At 43.6% G+C, this 25,531-nt stretch carries 22 protein-coding genes; 19 read left to right on the top strand and 3 right to left on the bottom strand.

Annotated features, from left to right (window positions below):
* Positions 1-72: 72 nt before the first annotated feature.
* From K5Q73_RS08230 to K5Q73_RS08215, 4 genes are all read left to right on the top strand, one after another.
* On the top strand, positions 73-609 hold the full coding sequence (locus K5Q73_RS08230; protein WP_220761238.1) for a GNAT family N-acetyltransferase: 537 nt from the start codon (positions 73-75) through the stop codon (positions 607-609).
* A 134-nt stretch (positions 610-743) separates the two neighbouring features.
* Complete coding sequence (gene cyaB / locus K5Q73_RS08225) at positions 744-1,289, top strand: class IV adenylate cyclase (protein ID WP_220761240.1); 546 nt, start codon at positions 744-746, stop codon at positions 1,287-1,289.
* 85 nt (positions 1,290-1,374) lie between these two features.
* The gene (locus K5Q73_RS08220) at positions 1,375-1,527 is read left to right on the top strand and encodes a hypothetical protein (protein ID WP_220761242.1); all 153 of its coding nucleotides are present in this window, start codon (positions 1,375-1,377) and stop codon (positions 1,525-1,527) included.
* Positions 1,528-1,589: 62 nt separating this feature from the next.
* The gene (locus tag K5Q73_RS08215) at positions 1,590-2,282 is read left to right on the top strand and encodes an aspartate/glutamate racemase family protein (RefSeq protein WP_220761244.1); all 693 of its coding nucleotides are present in this window, start codon (positions 1,590-1,592) and stop codon (positions 2,280-2,282) included.
* 160 nt (positions 2,283-2,442) lie between these two features.
* Here K5Q73_RS08215 and K5Q73_RS08210 read toward each other — a convergent pair whose 3' ends face one another.
* Complete coding sequence (locus tag K5Q73_RS08210) at positions 2,443-3,750, bottom strand: FAD-binding oxidoreductase (RefSeq protein WP_220761246.1); 1,308 nt, start codon at positions 3,748-3,750, stop codon at positions 2,443-2,445.
* Between the two features lie 241 nt (positions 3,751-3,991).
* Here K5Q73_RS08210 and K5Q73_RS08205 point away from each other — a divergent pair, with 241 nt between their 5' ends.
* The 10 genes from K5Q73_RS08205 to gabT all read left to right on the top strand — a co-directional run bounded on the left by K5Q73_RS08205 (position 3,992) and on the right by gabT (position 15,834).
* Positions 3,992-4,540: a cupin domain-containing protein gene (locus tag K5Q73_RS08205; protein ID WP_220761248.1), complete on the top strand. Its 549-nt coding sequence runs from the start codon at positions 3,992-3,994 to the stop codon at positions 4,538-4,540.
* Between the two features lie 497 nt (positions 4,541-5,037).
* Complete coding sequence (locus tag K5Q73_RS08200) at positions 5,038-5,799, top strand: gamma-glutamyl-gamma-aminobutyrate hydrolase family protein (RefSeq protein ID WP_220761250.1); 762 nt, start codon at positions 5,038-5,040, stop codon at positions 5,797-5,799.
* 2 nt (positions 5,800-5,801) lie between these two features.
* Positions 5,802-7,151 carry a glutamine synthetase family protein gene (locus tag K5Q73_RS08195; protein ID WP_220761252.1) on the top strand — a complete coding sequence of 450 codons (1,350 nt, stop codon included), beginning with the start codon at positions 5,802-5,804 and terminating at the stop codon, positions 7,149-7,151.
* 257 nt (positions 7,152-7,408) lie between these two features.
* Positions 7,409-8,509 carry a polyamine ABC transporter substrate-binding protein gene (locus K5Q73_RS08190; protein ID WP_220761254.1) on the top strand — a complete coding sequence of 367 codons (1,101 nt, stop codon included), beginning with the start codon at positions 7,409-7,411 and terminating at the stop codon, positions 8,507-8,509.
* A gap of 94 nt (positions 8,510-8,603) precedes the next feature.
* Positions 8,604-9,740: a polyamine ABC transporter ATP-binding protein gene (gene potA / locus K5Q73_RS08185; protein ID WP_220761256.1), complete on the top strand. Its 1,137-nt coding sequence runs from the start codon at positions 8,604-8,606 to the stop codon at positions 9,738-9,740.
* A gap of 10 nt (positions 9,741-9,750) precedes the next feature.
* Positions 9,751-10,656: an ABC transporter permease subunit gene (locus tag K5Q73_RS08180; protein WP_220761258.1), complete on the top strand. Its 906-nt coding sequence runs from the start codon at positions 9,751-9,753 to the stop codon at positions 10,654-10,656.
* A complete protein-coding gene (locus K5Q73_RS08175) occupies positions 10,653-11,468 on the top strand; it encodes an ABC transporter permease subunit (RefSeq protein WP_220761260.1) in 816 nt (271 codons plus the stop codon). Before K5Q73_RS08180 ends, K5Q73_RS08175 begins: the two co-directional genes overlap by 4 nt.
* A 160-nt stretch (positions 11,469-11,628) precedes the next feature.
* On the top strand, positions 11,629-12,948 hold the full coding sequence (locus K5Q73_RS08170; RefSeq protein ID WP_308443281.1) for an FAD-binding oxidoreductase: 1,320 nt from the start codon (positions 11,629-11,631) through the stop codon (positions 12,946-12,948).
* An 87-nt stretch (positions 12,949-13,035) separates the two neighbouring features.
* The gene (gene gabD / locus K5Q73_RS08165; protein WP_220761262.1) at positions 13,036-14,484 is read left to right on the top strand and encodes an NADP-dependent succinate-semialdehyde dehydrogenase; all 1,449 of its coding nucleotides are present in this window, start codon (positions 13,036-13,038) and stop codon (positions 14,482-14,484) included.
* A 69-nt stretch (positions 14,485-14,553) separates the two neighbouring features.
* Positions 14,554-15,834, top strand: coding sequence for a 4-aminobutyrate--2-oxoglutarate transaminase (gene gabT / locus K5Q73_RS08160; protein WP_220761287.1), 1,281 nt, complete (start codon positions 14,554-14,556; stop codon positions 15,832-15,834).
* 182 nt (positions 15,835-16,016) lie between these two features.
* Here the strand turns inward: gabT and K5Q73_RS08155 are convergent, their stop codons facing one another.
* Positions 16,017-16,448, bottom strand: coding sequence for a universal stress protein (locus tag K5Q73_RS08155; RefSeq protein WP_220761264.1), 432 nt, complete (start codon positions 16,446-16,448; stop codon positions 16,017-16,019).
* Between the two features lie 994 nt (positions 16,449-17,442).
* Between K5Q73_RS08155 and K5Q73_RS08150 the strand changes: the two genes are divergently transcribed.
* The 5 genes from K5Q73_RS08150 to K5Q73_RS08130 all read left to right on the top strand — a co-directional run bounded on the left by K5Q73_RS08150 (position 17,443) and on the right by K5Q73_RS08130 (position 24,085).
* Complete coding sequence (locus K5Q73_RS08150) at positions 17,443-17,775, top strand: cytochrome c (RefSeq protein ID WP_220761266.1); 333 nt, start codon at positions 17,443-17,445, stop codon at positions 17,773-17,775.
* A gap of 3 nt (positions 17,776-17,778) precedes the next feature.
* A complete protein-coding gene (gene ccoN / locus K5Q73_RS08145) occupies positions 17,779-19,191 on the top strand; it encodes a cytochrome-c oxidase, cbb3-type subunit I (protein WP_220761268.1) in 1,413 nt (470 codons plus the stop codon).
* Complete coding sequence (locus tag K5Q73_RS08140; RefSeq protein WP_220761270.1) at positions 19,184-19,798, top strand: cbb3-type cytochrome c oxidase subunit II; 615 nt, start codon at positions 19,184-19,186, stop codon at positions 19,796-19,798. Before ccoN ends, K5Q73_RS08140 begins: the two co-directional genes overlap by 8 nt.
* Before the next feature lies 1 nt (position 19,799).
* A complete protein-coding gene (locus K5Q73_RS08135) occupies positions 19,800-21,971 on the top strand; it encodes a c-type cytochrome (protein ID WP_220761272.1) in 2,172 nt (723 codons plus the stop codon).
* Positions 21,972-22,537: 566 nt separating this feature from the next.
* Positions 22,538-24,085 carry a site-specific integrase gene (locus K5Q73_RS08130; RefSeq protein WP_220761274.1) on the top strand — a complete coding sequence of 516 codons (1,548 nt, stop codon included), beginning with the start codon at positions 22,538-22,540 and terminating at the stop codon, positions 24,083-24,085.
* A 56-nt stretch (positions 24,086-24,141) separates the two neighbouring features.
* Here the strand turns inward: K5Q73_RS08130 and K5Q73_RS08125 are convergent.
* The coding region (locus K5Q73_RS08125; RefSeq protein ID WP_220766138.1) for a pentapeptide repeat-containing protein at positions 24,142-25,531 on the bottom strand (1,390 nt) is incomplete at its 5' end.

Raw genomic sequence — 25,531 nt, 5'->3', positions numbered from 1 at the left:
TATATTTTTCAGTTTCGATGACAAGCTTTAGATTAGTAGTTTTTGATAAATAAGACGGTTAGGTAAATAGATATGAATTTTTCATTGTACGACACAAATAATATTGAAGAGATCTCAGGGCTTTTCAATGAAACGTTTTCTGCTTCAGAAGGCGCAGATGAAGGTAAGGTCATTGGTGAGTTAACCACAGAGCTAATGAAGACTACAGATTGTGATGAATTGTATATTTTTGTGGCGACAGAGGGCGATAAGCTAGCGGGTAGCATCATGTTTTCAAGGTTAACCTTTGAAACTCGTATAGATGCCTTCATCTTGTCGCCTGTAGCGGTTCACCCAAGTTTTCAGCGTCAGGGCGTAGGTCAGAAGTTAATTCAATTTGGTTTAGACACGTTAAGAAGTAAAGGTATAGAGTTGGTGTTTACCTATGGCGATCCAAACTACTATTCCAAAGTGGGCTTTCAACTTGTTAGCGAAGACTTGGTTAAGGCACCTCAGCCTTTGACTTACCCAGAAGGTTGGATAGCTCAATCGCTAAAGGGCGAACAACTACAGGCTATTAACGGTAGCTGTCGCTGTGTGGCAGCCTTAAATAAAGCTGAGTATTGGTAATAGTATTAAAGGTATAGTTCCGTTATTAATTATTAATTCTCTTCAGTAATGCTTAAAGTTTTAACTCTATCGCGAATCGCTTAATAGAAAGCAGATATTATTTGTGCCAGTAAATTATTCGCGAGCCACACCCCATGAGTCATGAGCATTTCAAAGGGCAGTTTGAAGTTGAGTTAAAGTACCGCTTGGCTTCTAAGCCAGCTTTCCTAGCTGTACTTAATTCGATAGTTCACCAAGTGATGTTTGAAGATAATATTGAGTCAGATAGCTACTTTGACACTAAAGAACAGACACTTTTATCCCAGAATAAAAGTGTCTGTATACGAGAGTGTGAGCCTGCTGGAATTAAGCTATGGATAGTAAAAGGTCCTGAAGCCGATCGCTGTGAAGCCACCAATATTACCGATGCCAATAATGCTAGAAGTATGCTTAAAAACATGGGTTATGAAGTGAGCTTAGAGATGAAGAAACAGCGTAGCATCTACTTTGTCGGTAAGTTTCATATCACTGTGGACCATCTTGCAGGGTTAGGTGATTTTGCTGAATTTGCCATCATGACCGATGATGAAACTATGTTAGATGCTTATCGTACAGAGCTTGTGAGCTTAGCGGCTCAGTTTGGGCTATCAGAGAAGCAACTTGAGCATAGATCGTATCGCAGTTTGCAGGCAGCAAAGTAGAAGTCCGTTTCTCGTTATAAAGTAAGTATCCAGGTGGTAAAAATCTGAAAATTAACGGTATATTGCGCTGTGGTATTTAGCTGGTATGAGTGATTTTGCTGAGTTTTTCTTCATGACCGATGATGAAACTATCTTAGATACCTATCGTACAAAGCTTGTGAGCTTAGCGGCTCAGTTTGGGCTATCAGAGAAGCAACTTGAACATAGGTCGTATCGTAGTTTGCAGGCAGGAAAGTAGAAGTAAGTTTCTAGTTATAAAGTCAGTTTCTCCCAATAAAGTCAATTATAGAGGCGCTAAAAATGAAAACGATCGGCATGTTAGGTGGTATGAGTTGGGAGTCTACGGCGAGTTATTACAAGGCCGTTAATGAAGGTGTAAAGGCAAGGCTCGGTGGTCTGCACTCCGCAAAAGTGAGTCTCTACAGTGTTGATTTCGCAGAAATTGAAAAGTTACAGCATGCTGGTAAGTGGCAAGAGACTGCCAATATCTTGTCTGATGCGGCTAAAAATGTTGCAGCGGGGGGGGCCGATTTTCTATTAATTTGCACGAATACCATGCATAAAGTGGCTGATGAGATCCAGGCTCTGCTTCCAATTCCCATCTTACATATTGCCGATGCAACGGCGGCAAAGCTGGTAGCTAATGGGGTGACTAAGGTCGGCCTGTTAGGGACTCGTTTTACCATGGAACAAGATTTCTATAAAAGCCGTCTAATAAACCAGTTTGGTATAGATGTGATAGTTCCAAATGAAGAGGAGCGCAATGTTGTGCATCAGGTTATTTATGAGGAATTATGCCGAGGGGTAATTAACGCTAATTCAAAGCAGCAATATCTGGATATCGTTGATAATTTGTATGCCCAAGGAGCCCAAGCGGTCATTCTAGGTTGTACCGAGATTGCATTATTGATTAGCCAACAAGATACCCAAGTGCCTCTCTACGATACAACAGCTATCCATTGTGAGTCTGCAGTCGATATGGCATTAAGTTAAGACGTTACCCAGAGGTAATACGATGACTTCGACAGGTTAGAAGAGGCCATGAAAGACCTGAAGAATACGAAGAAAAGCTAACCTTATATTTTCTTTTCTTCGTGTCCTCAGTGTAGTGAACAGAGTGAACACTTCGTGGTTTATCGCTTTTAAAACGCTGTTAAAAAATATCTTTAAACCTATGGTACAGCATTCCCATCGCGAGTAGGGGCGAGCGCAGGTGCGGGCCGCCAGGGAAAGTCATATGGGGGACTTTGGCAAACACGTCAAAACGTTCGGCTTGAGTCGTAATCGCCTCGGCGATTAGCTTTGCTGCCATATGGGTGGCATTAACGCCATGGCCTGCATAAGCTTGGGCATAAAAGATATTCTTGGCATCGGGCAGACGACCTATTTGCGGTAAACGGTTAGCTCCGATGCCCATCATTCCGCCCCATTCATAATCGATACGCACGCCTTTTAGCTGTGGAAACACCTTCTCAAGGTTAGGTCTGAGGGCGGCTTCAATGTCTTTAGGATCTTTTCCTGAGTAGGTACATAGGCCACCAAATAGTAGACGATTATCTTCCGAGAGGTGGTAATAATCTAGGTCGACTCTTAAGTCGGCAAAGGCCATATTTTTAGGAATGATAGCATCGCATTGCTCTTGGGTTAGCGGCTCGGTAGCTAAAATATAGGTGCCTGCGGGTAATACTTTACTGCCGATGTTCTCTTCTAAATCTATGCCTAAGTAGGCGTTGCCAGCAAGGACTAAGTATTGACAATTCACTTCGCCGTGTTCAGTCATTACCTTGGGTTTGTCGCCCTTAATTATCTTTGTCGCAGCACTGTATTCATACATCTTAACGCCTAAGTTACGGGCAACTCTGGCCTCACCTAAGGCTAAGTTTAGTGGGTGAAGATGACCACTTGCCATATCCACTAATGCGCCTTGATAGAAATCGGAGCCAATTACCTCACCGATGCGAGATTTGTCGAGTAAGGTCATGTTGTGGCCGTAGCCGATTTTATTCAAGTGTTCAAAATCTTCTTCAAGCTCTTTCATATGGCGAGGACGAATTGCTAAGTCGCAATAACCCATTTGTAAGTTACAGTCGATATTGTGTTCAGCGACTCGTTGCCTGACAATATCGACAGCCTCGAAGCCCATCTGCTCGATGGCTTTTACCCCTTCGCTGCCAATGATATTTTGAAACTGGCTAACATCATGACCAATACCACGAATAAGCTCGCCGCCGTTACGGCCAGAAGCGCCCCAGCCAATGCGTTTAGCCTCGAGCAGTGCCACACTAAACCCTTTTTGTGCTAATTCGATGGCGGTGTTAATGCCACTAAACCCACCGCCAACCACACACACATCCACATCAATGACCTCTTCTAGACGTGGTGATTGATGTAGCTCTTTTGCTGATGCAAAGTAATATGATGCGGGATATTGGTCGCTGTGCACCGGGCTTCTAGTTGACATCTTATCTCCAAGTATATGTTTTTATTGTAAGTTGGAATTTTGACGGTATATTCTAAGTTATATAAATAAATTATTTACATATGTTCGTTATTTTTAACACGCTTTCCTGTAGAATACAAACTCGCTTACTAGAATTTATTACGCTGTTAGTTAAAAGCGGCTCTAGTCGTGCCGAGGACTCCTTGTATGACTCTGCATGTTGTTGGAGACAAAGAACGATTACTTCAATTAGGGGAATATTTTGGATATCGGAGAAAACCTTAAACGGGTGAGAAAAGAAAAGGGCTTATCCCAGCGAGAGTTGGCTAAGCGCGCTGGAGTGACCAACAGCACTATCTCAATGATTGAGAAAAACAGTGTTAGTCCTTCGGTCAGTTCGCTCAAAAAAGTGCTGTCAGGTTTGCCCATGTCTTTAGTGGAGTTCTTTTCCATCGAAGACACCGTATTGGTCGAGCAGAAGGTGGTATATCGTAGCGATGAGCTATTAGATATCGGTGATGGCATGTTGGACTTTAAATTGATTGGTCGAGATTTTCCCAATCGTGCCATGTCTGTAATGAGCGAAACCTACCCGCCAGGATCGGATACCGGCATTGAGATGCTTAAGCATGAAGGTCAAGAGGCGGCAATGGTCATCAAAGGACGTCTAGAGTTGACTGTTGGTGAGGAAGTATTCGAGTTAAAAGAAGGCGATAGTTATTATTTTAATAGTGAATTACCCCACCGTTTCCGCAACCCGTTTGATGAACCCTGTCGGATTGTTAGCGCGACTACACCAGCAAATTTCTAGTATTTTTCCTCTATTTTTTGTAAAGCTAGCTTACCGGAGAGTGTCTTACTTTCTTAACGGTAGCTAGCTTGTTATCTATATCAATATTCTGCAGTTTTCCCTTTATATAACATTACCCGCTAGGCAGTTCTATACGACGCTGTTTTTATGCTCTTATGTAAATAATTTTAAGCATCAGCTGTGCTTGATTGTGACTTGTCTCATACTCGTTGTTTATGCTTTTAATGCATAAAAAACTTATTATTATGCATTTTGACATAAAGCTATATAAATCATCTTCACTCTAAGCTTTTGATATTTATAGTGCATTTAAGTTTGTTTGTTTTTTTTAACAAACCTTTCACCTTCGCTATTGCCTAGTTAATTGATTCCGTGTAGTGTGTGAAAAAATGAACATTTGAGTGGTAACTGTTCATTATTCAAGATTTCGTAAATCAAGATAAAAACTATTCAAAATAATTCTAAAAATTACGAAGACAAAGGATTGAAGGTGTTTTATGTCGGAAGTAGGGCTCGCAGTTGTCGGTGTGACTGCATGTAATCAGCAGTTAGGCTTGCACCCCTTTAATATCGTGGGTGAGAAGTATTTATTATCGATAGCGGATGCAACACAAGCTTGGCCACTAGTTATTCCTGCGTTAGGGCACTGCCCCGCAGAAACCATTCTCCCACGTTTAGATGGGATTTTATTCACAGGCTCCCCCTCAAATATTGAACCACATCATTTCAATGGTCCTGCAAGCGATCAAGAAACACATCATGATCCCAAACGCGATGCAACAACTTTACCGCTATTAAAAGCGGCAATCGATGCTGGCGTTCCTGTGCTTGCAATCTGTCGTGGCTTCCAAGAGATGAATGTCGTGTTTGGTGGCAGCTTGCACCAGAAACTTCATGAGGTGGGAGGTTTTATTGAACACAGAGAAGATAAAACCAAGTCAGTAGAGGTGCAATACGGGATTTCCCATGAGGTTCAAATAGAACCTGGGGGACTGCTTCACGATGCATGGGGCCGCAGCTCTGCAGAGGTGAACTCTGTCCATACCCAAGGTGTCGATCGCCTGGGTGTTGGGTTGCGGCCAGAAGCATTTGCAACCGATGGTCTGATAGAAGCTTTTTCTGTCAGAAACGCAAAGAATTTTGCACTAGGTGTGCAGTGGCATCCTGAATGGAAAGTGCTTGATAGCCCTTTCTATACCGCAATTTTTGCAGCCTTTAATCAAGCATGCCAGCGCCGTGCAGCAAGCAGAGTAAAATAATTATGAAAAAGTTAGTCAGCTATTTAAAAGATCAAAAAATTACCGAAGTTGAGTGTGTCGTCTGTGATATGACAGGTATCGCACGTGGCAAGATTGCCCCGGTGGCAAAATTTATCGATGAAAAGGGCATGCGCCTTCCAGAGAGTGTGTTACTGCAAACGGTGACGGGCGACTATGTAGATGACGAATCCTACGATGCGCTGCTTGATGAAGCCGACATCGACTTTGTTTGTGTACCTGATGAGGACGCGGTATTTAAGCTGCCATGGACCATCGAAGCAACGGCTCAGGTGATCCACGATACCTATGACAAGATGGGTAATCCAATCGAATTGTCACCACGTAACCTGCTCAAAAAAGTGCTAAGACTTTATGAAGATAAAGGTTGGAAGCCTGTGGTTGCACCAGAGATGGAATTCTATTTAACACGCATTAATGAACATCCTGATCAGCCACTTATTCCGCCTATTGGTCGTTCTGGCCGCCAAGAATCAGGCCGTCAGTCTTTTTCTATCGATGCTGCCAATGAATACGATCCTTTATTTGAAGATATGTATGACTGGTGTGAAGAGCAGGGATTAGATATTGACACCTTGATCCACGAAGAAGGCACCGCGCAGATGGAGATTAACTTCTCTCACGGGGATGCACTTTCTCTGGCTGATCAAGTGTTTGTGTTTAAGCGCACCCTACGTGAAGCCGCGCTTAAACATAACGTTTGCGCCACCTTTATGGCTAAGCCCGTGACCAACGAGCCCGGCAGTGCAATGCATCTGCATCAAAGTATTGTCGATGTAAAGTCGGGTAAAAACATCTTTTCTAATGAGGATGGTACTAAGAGCCCGCTGTTTTATAGCTATATTGGCGGTCTACAAAAATTCATTCCTGAGTTACTACCATTGTTTGCGCCAAACGTTAACTCATTCCGCCGCTTCCTACCTGGTGCATCGGCTCCGGTTAACCTTGAGTGGGGCGAAGAGAACCGCACTTGTGGCCTGCGTATTCCAGAGTCTTCACCACAAAACTTACGTATTGAAAACCGTATCGCCGGTGCCGATGCCAACAGCTATTTGTCGATAGCAGCAAGTCTGTTATGTGGCTACATGGGCATGGTGGAGGATGTTAAACCTTCTACACCTGTTCAAGGCCGTGCAAATGAAACTCGCGGCGGCGCAGCACTGCCATTAACCCTTGAAGAGGCGTTAGCAATAATGGCGGAAAGCTCGGCTTGTCGTGAATATTTGGGCGATATCTTCACTAACGGTTATATCGCGGTGAAGCAGGCCGATCTTGAGAATTACCGCCGTGTGATCAGTTCATGGGAACGTGAGTTCCTGTTACTCACAGTTTAATACTCCTGGTTTGATTAAATGAGTGGCCGCTGAGACTCGTTTGGGGACGAGTTTTGGTTGCCTAAATCATGGGGAGATAAAAGAAGTTGTTCATACAGATAGCATTTTAATAAGTGTTATCTATATGAAAGCTGTAAAGCAGTACCACACTGCCGATGCGGTTTTTCAGGTGTAGCATTGGTTAACAATAAGAACTAAAGACAATGTATGGACAGCAGAGAAAGATTTACTGCTGCTACGCTAATCAAGGAGATAGCATGAAACTTTTACAAAAGGCGACCACACTTGCCCTCGTCACCGCAAGTGTAATGGCTTCGACTACGGTATACGCTGAAGAAGTGGTTCGTGTATATAACTGGTCAGATTATATTGCCGAAGATACCTTAGATAACTTCCAAAAAGAGACTGGCATCCGTGTTGTTTACGATGTGTTTGACAGTAATGAAGTGGTGGAAGCTAAGCTACTTTCAGGTCGCTCAGGCTACGATATTGTCGTACCATCGAATAGTTTTCTCGCTAAGCAAATTAAAGCGGGCGCCTTCCAAAAGCTAGACTCAAATCAGTTACCAAATCATAAGAACCTTAGCCCAGAGCTAATGACTCAGCTTGAATCTGCCGATCCGGGTAATCAGTATTCAGTACCGTATTTATGGGGCACCAATGGTATTGGCTATAACGTCGAAAAAGTAAAAGCTGTTTTAGGTGAAGATGCACCGGTTGATTCTTTAGAGCTTATTTTCAACCCTAAGTATGCCGAGAAGGTGTCTCAGTGTGGTTTGTCTTTGCTTGATAGTGCCGATGAAATGGTGCCAATGGCGCTTATCTACCTAGGACTTGATCCAAACAGCACTAAAGCCGATGACTTTAAGAAGGCCGGCGAAGTACTCGCTAAGGTACGTCCTTATATCACTTACTTCCATTCTTCACGTTATATCACTGATTTAGCCAATGGCGATATCTGTGTTGCATTTGGCTACTCGGGTGACATTTTCCAGGCAGCCGATCGCGCCGATGAAGCTGAAAATGGTAATACCATCGAGTATTCAATTCCTAAAGAGGGCTCAAACCTGTGGTTTGATATGTTAGCTATCCCAGCTGATGCGGCTAACGTTAAAAATGCTCACACCTTTATTAACTACTTACTCCGCCCTGAGGTGATAGCACCTATTACTAACTATGTGGCTTACGCTAATCCAAATGTACCCGCGCTGCCTTTAGTCGATGAGGATGTACGTACTAATACGTCTATCTACCCAACTAAAGAAGTGCTAGATCGCTTGTATGTCGGTGATGTACGTCCAATGAAATCACAGCGTTCATTAACGCGTGTTTGGACCAAAGTGAAATCAGGCTATTAAGCACAGAAGGGCAAGGCATCGCCTTGCCCTTTTTGATCAATATGTAAAATAGAAACAAAGGGCGATGATTAATGCCCTTAGTTGGAGAAGTAAAATGACTAGTACCTTAGACGTCACCAATAACTCGATTAAAAAGACGCAAGGCGAAGTGCTACTTCAGATAGACAGAGTGAGTAAGCTATTTGATGAAGTGCGTGCAGTAGATGATGTCACGCTAAATATCAAGAAAGGGGAGATTTTTGCATTATTAGGCGGCTCAGGCTCGGGTAAGTCTACCTTGTTACGTATGTTAGCTGGATTTGAGAAGCCATCGGAAGGGCGTATTCTTCTAGACGGCGAAGATATTACCGATATGCCGCCCCATGAGCGGCCTATCAATATGATGTTCCAGTCTTATGCATTATTCCCACATATGACAGTGGCGCAAAACATCGCCTTTGGCCTTAAGCAAGATAAGTTACCCAAAGCTGAAATCGAATCCCGTGTGCAAGAGATGTTGAAGCTAGTGCACATGGAATCTTACGCCAAGCGTAAGCCTAATCAATTATCAGGTGGCCAGCGTCAACGTGTGGCATTGGCCCGTTCGTTGGCTAAGCGACCAAAATTGTTACTACTCGATGAGCCAATGGGGGCATTAGATAAGAAGCTACGTACTCAGATGCAACTTGAGGTAGTGGATATTCTAGAAGCCGTTGGCGTGACTTGTGTGATGGTGACCCATGATCAGGAAGAAGCGATGACGATGGCGGGTCGTATCTCGATAATGAATGAAGGTTGGATAGCACAAACTGGCTCGCCAACGGATATTTATGAGAGCCCAAGTAGCCGCATGGTGGCTGAGTTTATCGGCAGCGTAAACCTGTTTGAAGGCGAGATTGTTGAAGATAAGGCCGATCGCGTTATTGTCGAATGCCCAGGTTTATCGCAGCAGATCTTTATTGGTCACGGCGCCTCGACCAGTGTCGATGATAAAACGGTATGGATAGCGGTGCGTCCAGAGAAAACCCGTATTACCCGAGAGCAGCCTCAAGATGAATACAACTGGTCTAGTGGTGTGGTTGAAGATATCGCTTATCTTGGAGGCATTTCTGTGTACTACATTCGCCTACCGAATAACCTGCTTATTCAAACCATCATGACTAATCGAGAACGTCGTTCAGACCCTCCTACGTGGGAAGAAGCGGTTTTCATTAGCTGGGAGGCCACCAGCGGAGTGGTCCTTAGAACATAAGGATTCAATCATGAAAAAGCCGTTAAAATTTCGATTACCCAAAGGCCAATGCTGGACTATAGGTGTCCCATACTTTTGGTTATTACTCTTCTTCGCACTGCCTTTCGCTATCGTACTTAAGATAAGTTTTTCGACTCCAATCATCTCGATACCGCCTTATGAGCCTTTGTTTCAGTATGCAGAGGAATCTTTGCAGATCATGCTGAATCTGGGTAATTACCTGCTTATTCTCGATGACTCTTTGTACTATAACGCCTACTTAGGCTCGCTCAAGATGGCGACAATCTCGACCATAGGCTGTTTGCTGATTGGTTATCCTATGGCCTACGCCATTGCTCGTGCGCCTAAGCGCAATCAAACCATGCTAATCCTGCTGGTGATGTTGCCCTCGTGGACTTCATTTCTTATCCGGGTCTACGCCTGGATGGGCATATTGAGCAACAATGGTGTGATTAATAATTTGTTGATGTGGACAGGTATTATCTCCGAGCCTTTGCAGATCCTAAACACCAATACCGCTGTGTATATCGGCATCATCTACAGCTATTTACCGTTTATGATTTTGCCACTTTACGCCAACTTGTCTCAACTCGATGGCAGCTTGCTAGAAGCTGCGGCTGATCTAGGCTCTCGTAGCCTCAATACCTTCTGGAAAGTGACATTACCTCTATCAAAAGGGGGAGTGATTGCAGGTTCCATGTTGGTGTTTATTCCGGTGGTGGGTGAGTTTGTGATCCCTGAGCTACTCGGTGGCCCAGACTCATTGATGATAGGTAAAGTGCTTTGGCAAGAGTTCTTCAATAACCGCGATTGGCCAGTTGCTTCGGCACTTGCGATTGTGATGTTAGGACTACTGATTATTCCGATAACCCTGTTCCATCGTTATCAGGCAAAAGAGATGGAGAAAACAGCATGAAGAAGTTAAATTTTTCTACCATTATGCTTTGGGCGGGGATGTTTTTCCTGTACGCGCCAATGTTTGTCTTGGTGATTTACTCATTTAATGAATCTAAGCTAGTCACCGTATGGGCGGGATTTTCGACCAAGTGGTACGGCGAACTGCTGCGTGACCAACAGATCCTCGATGCGGTTTGGACCAGTTTACAGGTGGCATTTTACGCTTCTACTATGGCTGTGATATTGGGCACCATGGCGGCGTTTGTGATGACTCGATTTGCCCGTGGTTGGGGTAAGTTAACCTTGTCGAATATGATCACCGCACCTTTGGTGATGCCTGAAGTGATCACTGGTCTGTCTTTGCTGCTGCTGTTTGTGCATATGGCCGACTTTTTTGGCTGGCCTGCAGAGCGTGGCATGTTGACGGTTTGGATTGCCCACTCAACTTTCTGCGCCGCTTATGTGGCGGTAGTGGTGTCATCGCGCTTACGTGAAATAGACCGCTCGGTCGAAGAAGCGGCACAAGACTTAGGTGCTACGCCATTTAAAACCTTCTTTGCCATTACCGTACCTATGATCTCACCTGCGCTCGTGGCGGGCTGGTTACTGTCATTTAGCTTGTCATTGGATGACTTAGTGATCGCCAGTTTTGCGTCAGGGCCGGGAGCAACCACCTTGCCTATGGTGGTGTTCTCCTCGGTGAGAATGGGCGTCTCGCCTAAGATTAATGCGCTGGCAACACTGATCATCCTTATCGTATCGTTGATCGCATTTATCTCTTGGTACTTTGCTCGCCGTGCAGACATAAAGCAGCGCTCAAGCTCCGCTTAGTCACCGCGATATGAAAGTTAGCGTTAATACTGGCTAGCTTTCATATCGGCCAGTGCCACTGCTTACCCCTAGTTATTTAATACAATGAAGCGTTAAACGGTTCATTTATCGAGATCGAAAAATTCGCAGTTTAAGTGCAAAGAATAAAAGGACAGAAGTTATGTCAATAATAATCAATCAAAGACAGGCGGAAACCATGACCACTCCCCATGCTGATTCATATTATGCAGCGTCGGCAAACGACAAGACCGAGCGCCCAATGTTACAAGACAATATCGACACCGATGTGTGCATTATCGGTGCCGGTTATACCGGACTGTCGACGGCCTTGCACCTACTTGAGATGGGTTACAAGGTTACAGTGCTTGAAGCGGCTCGCATTGGCTGGGGCGCATCGGGGCGTAACGGTGGGCAAATCGTTAATAGCTTTAGCCGTGATATCGACTCTATCGAAAAAACCGTTGGCACAGAGGCGGGCAAACTGTTTGGTGAGATGGCCTTTGAAGGCGCACGGATCATTAAAGAGCGGATCAAAAAATATAATATTCAGTGTGACCTGCAAGATGGCGGTGTGTTTGCGGCATTAAATGATAAGCAGATGGGCCACCTGCAAGCGCAAAAAGCGCTATGGGAAAAGCATGGTCATATGAATCACCTTGAGCTGTTAGACAAGAATGACATCCGTAAGGTGGTGAACACTGAGTCTTATGTGGGTGGCTTACTGGATAAGAGTGGCGGGCATATTCATCCGCTAAACCTTGCCTTAGGTGAGGCGCAGGCTGTCGAGTCGCTGGGAGGCAAGATTTTTGAAAGCTCTGCAGTGATTAAGGTCAAAGAGGGCGAGAGCCCTGTGGTTCATACAGCTCATGGCAGTGTTAAGTCTAAGTTTGTTGTGGTTGCGGGTAATGCATACTTAGGGGGGCTTATCCCTAAATTGCAGGCTAAATCTATGCCTTGTGGCACCCAGGTGATTACTACTGAGCCGCTAAGTGATGAAGTTGCAAAGAGTTTATTGCCGCAAAATTACTGCGTCGAAGACTGTAACTATCTATTAGATTACTTCCGTTTGTCTGGCGATAACCGCTTAATTTATGGCGGCGGCGTGGTTTATGGTGCCCGCGATCCTGCTGACATTAAGTCGATAATCGGGCCTAAGATGCTTAAGACCTTCCCACAATTGAAGGATGTGAAGATTGATTATACTTGGACGGGTAATTTCTTACTGACCCTGTCTCGCCTGCCACAAGTCGGTCGAATTGGCAGTAACATTTACTATTCACAAGGCTGTAGTGGTCATGGGGTAACTTACACTCATCTAGCTGGCAAGATCTTAGCCGAGGCGATTAACGGCCAGGCGACGCGCTTTGATGCTTTTGCTGGCTTGCCTCATTATCCCTTCCCGGGCGGGCACATGTTTAAGGTGCCATTTAGTGCTATTGGGGCTTGGTACTACACAATGCGCGACAAGTTAGGTGTGTAAACAATGAAAATAAAGCGAAACCAATTAGGCTTAAAGTAGTCGTAAGGCTTTAGGTTATAAGCGTTTAAGCAAATTAAGGAGTAACCCGTGCAGTTAAATGATATGAGTTTGCTACGCCAGCAATGTTATATAGATGGTCAGTGGCTTGAAGCCATAAGCGGTGAAAAAGTTGCGATAGCAGACCCTGCAACCGAAAAGGTGATTGGCAGTGTACCTGTAATGGGCGCGACTGAAACCAAGAGTGCGATTGCTGCTGCCGAAAAGGCATTGCCAGCTTGGCGGGCATTGACCGCAAAAGAGCGTGGCGCCAAGCTAAATCGTTGGTTTGAATTATTGCTTGAGCATCAAGATGATTTAGCCCTGCTGATGACCACTGAGCAAGGTAAACCATTAGCGGAAGCTATAGGTGAAGTGGTTTATGCCGCTTCATTTATCGAGTGGTTTAGCGAAGAAGCTAAACGTATCTATGGTGATACGATCCCGGGTCATCAAGGCGATAAGCGTTTAATGGTGATTAAGCAAAGCGTTGGTGTTACCGCAGCCATTACACCATGGAATTTCCCTGCTGCGATGATCACTCGTAAAGCTGCTCCTGCATTGGCAGCGGGTTGCACCATGGTGGTTAAACCTGCGCCGCAAACTCCTTTTACTGCACTGGCATTAGCAGAACTTGCCGAGCGTGCAGGCATACCTGCCGGCGTGTTTAGTGTAGTGACAGGCGATGCTATTGCTATCGGTAATGAGCTTTGTGCCAATCCTGTGGTACGTAAATTGTCTTTTACTGGCTCGACGCCGGTAGGGATCAAGCTGATGCAGCAGTGCGCTCCAACGCTTAAGAAAATGTCACTGGAACTTGGTGGTAACGCACCTTTTATCGTATTTAACGATGCCGATATCGATGCCGCCGTAGAAGGCGCGATGATAGCTAAATATCGCAACGCCGGGCAGACCTGCGTCTGTGCTAACCGTATCTATGTTCAAGATGCCGTTTACGATGAGTTTGCCGAGAAGTTAGCAGCAGCCGTGACCAAGTTGAAACTGGGTGTGGGCACTGAAGCTGGCGTAACAACAGGGCCGCTTATTAACGCCGACGCGGTGGCGAAAGTACAAAGACATCTGGATGATGCCTTGTCTAAGGGCGCAACTCTAAAAGCCGGCGGTAAGCTTGCCAGCTTAGGCGGTAATTTCTTCGAACCGACAATTATCACCCATGTCGATAAAAGCATGTTAGTGGCCAAGGAAGAAACTTTTGGTCCGCTTGCGCCGCTATTTAAGTTCTCAGATGTTGATGATGTGGTAGAGCAAGCCAATGACACTGAGTTTGGCCTTGCGGCTTACTTCTATGGCCGTGATATCTCCCTTGTGTGGAAAGTCTCGGAAGCATTGGAATACGGCATGGTCGGCGTGAACACTGGGCTTATCTCCACCGAAGTCGCCCCATTTGGAGGCATTAAGTCATCGGGCTTAGGCCGTGAAGGCTCGAAATTTGGTATCGAAGAGTACTTGGAGATGAAGTACATCTGCATGTCGGTTTAGTGTTTACTTATGTAATGTCTGTTCGCTGCCAGCCCAAGCTTACTTAGCTAGCAGCTATAAAAGGAAATTATTATGACAACTAATGAGTCACTTATGGTGCGCCGCCAAGCGGCGGTTGCTAATGGTGTAGGGCAAATTCATCCTATCTATACTCAGCGGGCCGATAATGCCAGTGTGTGGGATGTCGAAGGGCGTGAGTTTATCGATTTTGCTGGTGGCATCGCGGTGCTAAATACCGGTCACCTGCACGATAAAGTTAAAGCCGCTGTTGCCGAGCAATTGGAGCTGTTTTCTCATACCTGCTTTATGGTGCTGGGTTATGAGAATTACATTCAAGTATGTGAAAAGCTCAATCAGCTAGTGCCTGGGGATTTTGCCAAGAAAACAGCGTTATTTACCAGTGGCTCAGAAGCAGTTGAGAACGCAGTTAAAGTGGCGCGTGCTTACACTAAACGCAGCGGTGTTATTGCCTTTACCTCAGGTTACCATGGTCGCACTATGGCGGCGTTGGCGCTTACAGGTAAAGTCGCTCCTTATAGCAAGGGCATGGGATTGATGTCGGCCAATGTGTTTAGAGCACAATTTCCTTGTGAGTTGCATGGTGTTAGCGATGATGATGCTATGGCATCGATAGAGTGCATCTTTAAGAATGATGCTGAGCCTGATGATATTGCGGCAATCATCATCGAGCCTGTGCAAGGTGAGGGGGGCTTTTACCATACTTCGCCAGAGTTTATGCAGCGTTTACGTCAACTATGCGATAAGTACGGCATTATGCTGATTGCCGATGAGGTGCAGACGGGCGCAGGGCGAACTGGCACCTTTTTTGCGATGGAGCAGATGGGCGCCGCGGCTGATATCACTACCTTTGCAAAATCCATTGCAGGAGGTTTTCCGCTATCAGGAATTACAGGGCGAGCCGAGGTGATGGACGCTATTGGTGCAGGCGGGTTAGGTGGCACCTATGGTGGCAGTCCGTTAGCCTGCGCGGCAGCTCTTGCTGTGATAGAGGTATTTGAAGAAGAACAACTACTGCAAAGAGCCAATTTGCTTGGCGCTAAGCTAAAAGAGTCGCTGCAAGCCATGGCAAATCAGCATAAACAGATAGTTGATGTGCGCGGCCTCGGCGCCATGATAGCGGTTGAGTTAATGCAAGATGGCAAACCTGCACCTGAGTATTGCGCGCGAATGCTCAAAGAGGCACGAGATAGGGGCTTGATCTTATTATCTTGTGGCACCTACGGTAATGTCCTGCGGATCCTGGTGCCGCTCACCGCCCCTGATGAGCAAGTCGATCAAGGCCTAGAGATCATTAAGGCTTGTTTTGAGGTGGTTTTCAGTCCCGCTTAGTTAGCTTTAATTAGTCAGCTTTAAGTCGTTAGCTTTTAAATAGTCAGTGTAGATAAATAAAAATCCGAGATCTTTTCGATAGCGGATTTTTTTATGCCTCTAAATCGACAAGACACCGATATCTTAGATCTTGTAAGCTGAATGATTTCCCCCTGATGCTATATCGTTATGGGCAATACCAATTACTTTACTATTAGCACTGGACAATGGGCTTTGTTGGCAACCCCTTCAGCGGTGTTGGCGTTTAAGAAGTGAGACAGTCCTACTCGTCCATGACTTGCCATTACAATCATACCTGCACTGATGTTTTTTTCTGTCGCTAAAATCTGTTCGACGGGATGACCGTGACAAATTTTACTTTCAAAAGGAAAGTAACTATCGAACGAGGCGATAAATTGCTGCATTTTTTCAGCCGCTTCTCTTTCTAATCGCTCGATAAGTTCATCAGGGGTCACCGCAAGTACTCGGGTATGTTTATCGCCAAAAGGCTTATCGACAACATGCAGTAGACAGATCCCAACTTTATAAAAGTTTGCCATCTCAACGGCATAGCTAATGGCGTGTGATGCAGTTTCTGAAAAGTCGGTTGGACAAAGGATCTGTTGGCTTCGCATAACATCCTCCTGTTACCTTACGCGCTATACCCAAGAATCACTATTGTGGTAAATGGATTAAGGGCTAAATCCTTACTTGTTTATATTCCTCACTCCTTTAAATATAGGTGCTGTGATTCGGGGAGTAAATTATCTGATTAAAAATGGTTTACTTTGATGTGATGCTGGGGGGAGCAAGCTTTATCAGGCGAGTAACGGTTACATAATAGAGCTAATACCAATCAGTATAAGAATTTGATCTACTCAGAGCGATTTTTGGCAAACTAATTCAAGGCGAATAGCAGCAATAATGGTTATTCCCTTATAAAGCTATTCAACGCAGAAGTAGGCAGCCAAAAACGCTCCAGAATGGCGAGTTTTAGCGATTCTGATCCTGTGTTAACGAGCTTAACCGTAGAACAACTATGCTCTTCACTCGTTGCCTTGCCTCAGAACCGCTAAACTCTCGCTGAGTGACTAAATGTTTATACTGATTGGTATAAGAGATAAGCAAGCTTATATCGCAAACCTGTTCATGACTTAGCTCTAACAGCTTAGGCTAATCCTTAGTAAATAACTTTGTCAGTCGTTTAGTGCACAAGCCTAAGACAACAATACTACACTCAATAATTGCAATCCCAGCCACTAATGAAAATAGTGCGGGTACATGTCTAATAAAATCCATCTAATGCCTCTCAACAATACTCAATATAAGCAGATATGTTTGAATAAATATCCCACGGATAATCAGGTATGTTTTTGACTAACTTCACAAAATAATGAGTCTTAACGATTGTTAATCTTCATTTGAATTTATCCGTTCGGCAAGTCGAAACAAGGCCAAATCGCTTTTATCTTTGATGACGGCAGTAACATTGAACTTATGTTGCGAGAAATTGAACTGAATCACGACAATTAACGTAATGGTATTTCGGTGGATAATTGCACAATTTGTGGCAAATAAATCAATACCTACTAGTTTCAATAAGGTGCACAAGAAGATAAGGGAATGCTTATGAATCGATTACCTCTATTGATAATGCTGATTTTTGGGTCAGCAAGCGTATCGGCAGACTACGACCCCAGCTTTAAAATCGGTAAAGAGAAAGCCAAAGTTTGTATGACTTGCCACGGTGAAGACGGCATCTCTACCATCGATCCTTATCCCAATTTACGCGGCCAAAAAATGGGGTATTTAATCTCTGCGCTTAAAGATTACCAGTCAAGACAGCGCACTAGTGGATTGGCCATTTTGATGCAGCAGCAAGCAGACACGCTTAGCGAACAGGATATGAAAGATATCTCCTACTATTACTCGGTTTTGGGCACGAAAAAAGAAGAGGAATAGGGCATGCTAGTAGGCACTGAGAACTATGATGTAAAAGTCGTCCGATATTTTATTATTGCTGCACTTGGCTGGTCGATCGCAGGGATGTTTATTGGTGTGGTGTTAGCCGCACAGCTCTATTGGCCCGCACTTAATTTTGACTCCGAATATATTCAATTTGGCCGACTGCGTCCCTTGCATACATCTGGGGTGATCTATGGCTTTGTCGTTAATATCTTAATGGGGACGTCGCTGTATATCGTGCTGCGTACAGGCCAAACAAGATTGTTCAATAGAAGCCTATCTTGGATGGTATTTTGGGGTTGGCAATTGGTACTCATGCTCGCGCTCATCAGCTTGCCATTAGGTTATACAACTAGTAAAGAGTACGCAGAGCTCGAGTGGCCAATCGACATCTTAATCGTCATTGTTTGGGTACTGTATGCGGTACTGTTTTTTGGCACTATCGCCAAACGTAAAGTGCACCATATCTTTGTGGCTAATTGGTTTTTTGGTGCATTTATTATTGTTATCGCGCTGATTTTCGTCCTCAATAATTTGGCGCTACCTGCCTACTTTATGAAGTCATATTCTGTATTTGCTGGCGCGCAAGATGCCATCGTGCAGTGGTGGTGGGGGCATAATGCCGTCGGCTTTCTGCTTACAGCCGGTATTATCGGCATGAACTACTACTTTATTCCTAAGATCTCTGAACGTCCTATCTATTCCTACCGACTTTCAATTATCCACTTTTGGGGCTTAGTTGGTTTCTATACTTGGGCAGGAACCCATCACCTCGTTTATTCCTCAGTCCCTGTGTGGGTGCAAAATATCGGTATCGTTATGTCGCTAATTTTATGGCTGCCTTCCTGGGCCGGTGCCTTTAATAGCGCGATGACACTATTGCAGAATAAAGCCAAGCTGAAGACCGATTACATCATGTGGTTCTTTATGTCGGCAATTTTGTATTACTGCCTAGCCACGTTTGAAGGGCCGTTACTCGCAATACGTTGGTTCAATATGTTAGCGCACAATACTGAGTGGATTATTGGTCATGTGCATTCCGCTGCTCTTGGCTGGGTGGGGATGTCTGGAATCGCGGTATTTTACTATTTCATTCCAAGGCTGTGGGGAAAGAACGAACTTTGGTCTAAGCGATTACTTAAGTGGCATTTCTGGTTAGCACATCTAGGTGTTGCCCTTTATGCCATTGCCTTATGGGTTGCAGGTATTGGTGAAGGCTATATGTGGCTTGCTCAGCAAGAGAATGGCTCTTTAGCCTACAGTTTTGTTGAAGCCATGGACTTTAAAGCCCCTTGGCTATTTGTACGCTTCTTTGGCGGCGCATGTTTTGTATTTGGCCTGCTATTAATGGCGTTTAATTTGTACAAGACCGTTGCTGTAACTGAATTGGTGGAGGGCAGTAAAGATGCTTAGTAAAGACTTTACCCAATCCTTGGTGATCCTCATTGTCGCAACAGTGCTAGTCGCGAGCTTTTCAATTGTAGTACTGATTGTGCCTAACTTAGTGCGTACTGATGAAATTAGGGCTAACTCACTCGCTAAGCCATTAACAGCCATTGAAGTGTCCGGGCGTGATGTTTATATCAGTGAGGGCTGCCATGTTTGTCATACGCAGATGGTACGAAACATAGATCCTGAAGTTAAACGTGATGGTCGTGCAAATAAAGAGTCGGATGATATTTATGAGTTTCCTAATCTTTGGGGCTCAAAACGAACTGGACCAGACTTAACTAATCTGGGCCGAAAATACTCTGAGCAATGGCAACGTATTCACCTCATCAATCCAAGGCAAGTGGTACCGACATCATTAATGCCCGCGTACCCTTGGTTATTTGAACAGGTGCTAACAGGTGATGAAATTGAAGCCAAAATGCGGGCACTGAAAATATTAGGCGTTCCTTATTCAGATAACGAAATAGAAAGGGCGCGACTCGCGGTAAGAGGCGTAAGTAAAGGGGAAGCTTTGGTTCAATATCTGCAAAGCTTAGGACAAGACACTGCCAGTGATCAGGAGCGTTAATATGACTGTTTTCTGGAATGTATGGGTCGTAGGATTCATCGTTATTTTTCTTAGTTTTATGGCACTGGTTATTATTAAGTACTGGCGTGACAATCACAGTGCAGATGAACACAAAACCATTGATACATTTGATGGCATTGATGAAAACGATGCGCCTCCTCCTCGCTTATTGTTTATCTCCTATCTAGTCGCATTTGCTATGTCAGTTATCTTCTTAGTGCTTTATCCGGGATTAGGTAATTGGAACGGCTTAATGGGTTGGGTGCAAAGTGATGATGCGTTGAGCTCGCCTGTAACTGATTTAGAAATTGAGATGGCGCCATTAAATGATAAAAGTTTACTGGCACTCGCGAACAACAAGACGGTGACTGCAAGCGGCGCTGCCTTATTTGAAAACCATTGCGCGGCATGTCACCGCCGCAATGCGCAGGGGCAAAAGCATTTTCCAAATCTGATTGATAATGAGTGGTTGTATGGCGGCACAGAGGCCGAGATTTTACATTCGATAGAAAAGGGGCGACATGGCGCAATGCCTGGCTGGAAAGGCATTCTATCGGAAGATCAAATTACCAAAATGGCCTACTACATCGCATCCTTACAGCCTCTACGTCGTAACCTAAATGCGCCACAGGTTAAAATCGATTTAGGTAGAGATATATTCGCTCAATATTGTGCAAGCTGTCATGGCGACGGTACTGTTGCCAACATTCAAATAGGTGCTCCATTACTCAATGATGCTATTTGGCTTCATGGCGGCAGTATTGAAGAGATTAAGCACACCATTGATTTTGGTCTTAACAACCTAATGCCAGGGTTTGAGACCCAGTTAACTAGCGATGAAATCTTAGCAATCGGCGCTTATATTACAGAGCAGCGTTTAGAGCGTGATGCTAGGTTAGCAGCGCTAGATCCAGAGGCGGTTAAACGTGGAGAGTATTTAGTTAATGCGGGCGACTGTGTGGCTTGCCACAGCTCAGAAGGTGGTGAGCGATTTGCTGGTGGCCTGCCGTTTAAGACGCCGTTTGGTACTGTGTATTCAACCAATATTACCCCGCATGTTAGCGAAGGGATAGGTAGTGATGATTACGCCGATTTTAAGGCTGCCTTGTATGAGGGCAAAGGCCGTCATGGTTATCTCTACCCTGCAATGCCTTACACCTCGTATCAATATTTAAAAGAGCAAGACACTCAGGACTTATGGAGTTACTTGCAATCGATAACCGTTGTTGCAAGGCAAAACGATAAGAATGAGATGATTTTCCCATCGAACATACGTACCGGATTGTTAGGCTGGAACTTGGTCTTTATGGATACCGCACCGCTTTCCTATGAAGCTCCTAAGCATGCTGATTTGGACGAGCAAGAGTTAAAAGAGTGGCAACAGGGTAAGTATTGGGTCATGGGGCTAGGCCATTGTAGTGAATGCCATACCCCTCGAAACTTAGCCCAAGCATTAATACCCGAGAAAATATTCCAAGGTAATCTGATTGATGGTTGGAATGCACCTGATATTAGCGCTAAAGAGCTTTATCAAGATAGGTGGGATATTGAGTCGTTAACAGACTTTTTGCACACCGGACATTCGTCTAAAGGCTCTGCTTTTGCGGGTATGGCTGATGTGGTTAAAAACAGTACTAGCTTAATGACCCGTGATGACATTAAAACCATTTCACGCTACTTGTTAGTAGGGGATGAGCACAACACCATTCCAGCTGATACTAGGCAACTCAACCCAACCGGGTTTACGGCAGAAGCTTATGCAGATAAACAGTTTGATACGTATTCATTGTATGCAGAGACTTGTGGTGCCTGTCATGGTGAAGATGGTAAAGGTCGAGATCCAATTGCGCCAACATTGCTCAATAACGGCATAATCATGCACAGCGACCCGTTTAATACCATAGCCGTAACTATCCGCGGCTTGTCACCGACTTATCTCGATGAAGAGCGTAACTTCATGCCTATGACTAGCTTTCAAAATGTTTTGACCGACACTGAGTTAGCCAATTTGATTAGCTTTGTTCGTCATTATTTAGGTGATAGAAAGGAGCCCGTTACAGCTGAGCAGGTCAAAGCGGTTCGCAGGCAGTTAGAGAAAGCAGGCTTTGCAGGAAATCTGCATACCACGCCCGATATGTATGATCATAAAGACGGTGATATTGATATTGATTAGCAGTAATAAGCGATATGTGTGCGATGGGGCCTAAGTTCAAAACTTGCAAAATAGCAGTTCTTGAATTTCAGGTACAAAAAAGCCCATTGAATCAATGGGATTCTTCGTTTTAAATTGGTGTCGGCTCACAGACTTGAACTGCATGAATTGATGACGATAATAGTTTTTACTTCTGCCAGCCAAATTACAGACATGAAAAAGCCGCTTAAATTTCTTTAAGCGGCTTATCAAAATTGGTGGCACTTACCTGACTTGAACTGCATGAATTGATGACGATTACGGCTTTTACATGATGTCATGCCATTTTCTACAGATACAAAAAAGCCTACACAAGGTAGGCTTCTTCGTTTTAAATTGGTGGCCCCTCACAGACTTGAACTGTGGACCTGACGATTATGAGTCCAGGTTGCTTATTTGAGCTGATAATAGGGTATTACCTATATCACTGAAAAGCAAGCTTTTTAGTTTTTTGAGTAAAATCGCTTTTGCACTGATTTGCATTAATAACCATGTTTCTTGTGCGACAGGTGTGCGATCAAATTTCACTGAAATGAGAACGCATACTGATGAATACAAATCTACAAATTTCCTTTTCGAACAAATCTATCGACCAATTTCTTTGTTATGCGGCAACATGCCTTAACAAGAAAACCGCTAAGCCTAATCAAAAGTTTTTAGCATTTAAGTCTTACCTTGACTCTTCTTTCTCAACAGAGTCGATTGATCTCTTTCACAATGAAATTGAGCGATGGTGGCAAGGCGATACAAAATACTTTGTACTCAATTGCACCGAGCTGAAGGGGTTATCGGTTCGATTTTATAGAGCGCAATTGACACTCACTAAAGCAACATTAGCCTCAAAAGACGAATCTAAGGCAGCAGTTGTGTATTTGCGATATAGAGATGCATTAACTGCAAAGTTAAGTACCACCAAAGTAGGGGATTTATCAAAGGACAACATAAGCCAGCTAGTTAAAGCTGCCACTCAACTTAAATCAGGCAATAACCTAGGCATTAAGCTGATTGAAAAGCAAAAGAAGGGACTACAGCAGGATAGTTGTTATACCACTTTACATACCTTTTTATATTCTGATTACCTTGAAACAAAACGCTATGAAAACCCAAAAACGGTGATGTGTAAAATAAGGGTGATTGAACGCAACTTCAAGAAGTATCTTGAAAGCCCTGTATCCGACATAACAGCAGAGGTGGTTCGTGAGTGGATGCGTTCTAAGGAGCGTAAGCTAACCAAGAGGCAATTAGCGGCCGGAGAAAGCTTGTGGAGTGTTAAGCCCTCAACGCTAAAAGAGACCATCTGCACCCTAAGAGCCTGCATCCAGCTAGCAAAAGAAAAGGGCGTTATCAGAGAGCATGACTTATACACTTTGCCCAAAATCAAAGTTGATAATCAGATCATTCGTTATTTGTCTGATAGCGAAGAGCTGAGGCTTTACGATGCAATTAATCAGCGCAACTCTATGAAGCATGATCAACGAATTCGAACCATTGAGCATAGAGAAAAACGCAGGTTACAGACGCCTGACGATTTGGCTGATTGCCAATTTGCCGATCATGTGACTCCTTTCATTATTTTGTTTAAAGAGACAGGAATAAGACCTGGGACTCTATTCAACTCTCGCTGGCAAGATGTCGATCTTGAAAATCGATTCTTCCGTATCAGAAAATCATTAGATAAACGCGGTGTCTCAAACTTTATTCCATTGAATGAACTTGCCCATGCGACACTCGTTGAGTGGCGTAAACACCGCTTACACAGTGAGTCAGCAAGACACTTTAAGACTCGAGCAGAGTCATGGCTGTTTCCGTCACCGACGAACCCTAGCTTACAGTTAACAACGATTAAGAAGCCTTGGACTAAGTTGCTTAAGGACGCAAAGATAGAAAGCTTCAGACTCTATGATTTACGCCATGACTTTGCTTCTAAGGTGATGATGCAAACGGGCAATATTTACATGGTAAGTCAGCTGCTCAATCACAAGCAGATAGAGACCACAAAGCGTTACGCCCATTTAATGGATAGAACACGATTTGAAGCTGTTAGTAAGTTGGATTCGTCAAGACAGCAAGGAGCCATGCCTGATTTTATGAAGTGAATTTGTTTAATATTAATGAGTCCGCTTGGGAACGGGCTCATATTTTAAAGACTTTCCTAAAGGCGGAATCGATTTCTTAATGCTAGTCCTATCAAAAACAAGAATATAGTTGAAAATATACCTAGGAAAATATTTATAACGCCACTATGTTTTGGTAACTCGATTTTAGAATGATTCTTTAAATTATCTTTTGACTCTTTAATTATTCCCTTACCACCAGGGAAAAAAGGCATTGAATTAGAAAGTGTATATGTTAAAGAATATATGTATGCAGATTCTAACGCATGAGGTTTTTCTGATAGCTCCTTATATTTACCTGCATCAAATTCTACATATAACCTTGTTATAGTTGTAATTAAAATTAATAAGATAAACATAGGGCGTGCGATTGAACGACCATAATTACTAACTATTGAAAAAATTATGTCTAAAATAGATTGTGCGGCATTAGACTCTTTCCATCGCTTAGCTTTTAACTCTTCACTATGGAACATTAAAGCTCGTTCGTGATCTTTTGCTGATTCAGCTAGCTCTTTTAATCTTCTTAATCTAGATATATCTGCACGGTCTTTTACAGTGCTGAAAAAAAAGAATCTGTTTTCATATATACATTGAGGATAAAAATGATCAAGGGCTGCATGGTTTGTAAGTTTAGTGTAAGTAAGATCTGGAACTAACGAAAATAAGTTATCTGATAAATCTAAGCTTTTTCCAAATGTTGAAAAGCTAAGGTCAAAAAATTCAATTTCATTACAATAAGTAAGCTCTGAGAAATCGGCATTCCCACCAAAACTTACTTTTTTAAATAAAACTTTAGTACCACTGAAATCAGATTTGGAAAAATTTGTATCGCCACTACCAAAGTTTGCTCTTGAAAAGTTAACTTTTACTTTACGGTTAAATAAGCCTGTTGAAGCTACTTTACCGGAGCTGAACTTAGAGTTAACAAAAATAGTATCACCACTTAACTTTTCCATTCTTTCGAAATTAACATTGTTTCCTCCAAAGTTTGCCCTAGTAAAGTCTAAGTTTCCTGATGAAAATCTACTATCTTTGAAGCTTACAGATGATATTGTTTCATCTTCATCGAAAGATGCTGTTCTAAATGAAGTTGCATAAAAGTTAACGTCGCCTTCACCAAAAGTAGTCTTTGAAAAATCAACATTTCCATTCAACTTTGTAAAACGAAAGTCTACATTGCCATTACCGAAATCAGTTCCTTCAAAGCTCAATCTTTTGTTACCGAATTGGCATCTAAAGAAGCTTGTATCTCCTCCCTGGATTTTGCATGATTGGAATTTTACATTCCCATTTCCAAATTTAGCGTTGCTAAAATCAAGATTTTCTAAATTAAAGTTCGCTTTTGTAAAATCGATATTTTTACCGTCGAATTTTGCATTCAGAAAACTTAATGACTTACATTCAAACTTAACTTTAAAGAAGGAA

The sequence above is a fragment of the Shewanella sp. MBTL60-112-B2 genome (genome assembly GCF_019655055.1).
Taxonomy (GTDB): domain Bacteria; phylum Pseudomonadota; class Gammaproteobacteria; order Enterobacterales; family Shewanellaceae; genus Shewanella.
Note: the sequence above shows the minus strand (reverse complement) of the source record. Positions and strands in the feature narration are given on the sequence as shown.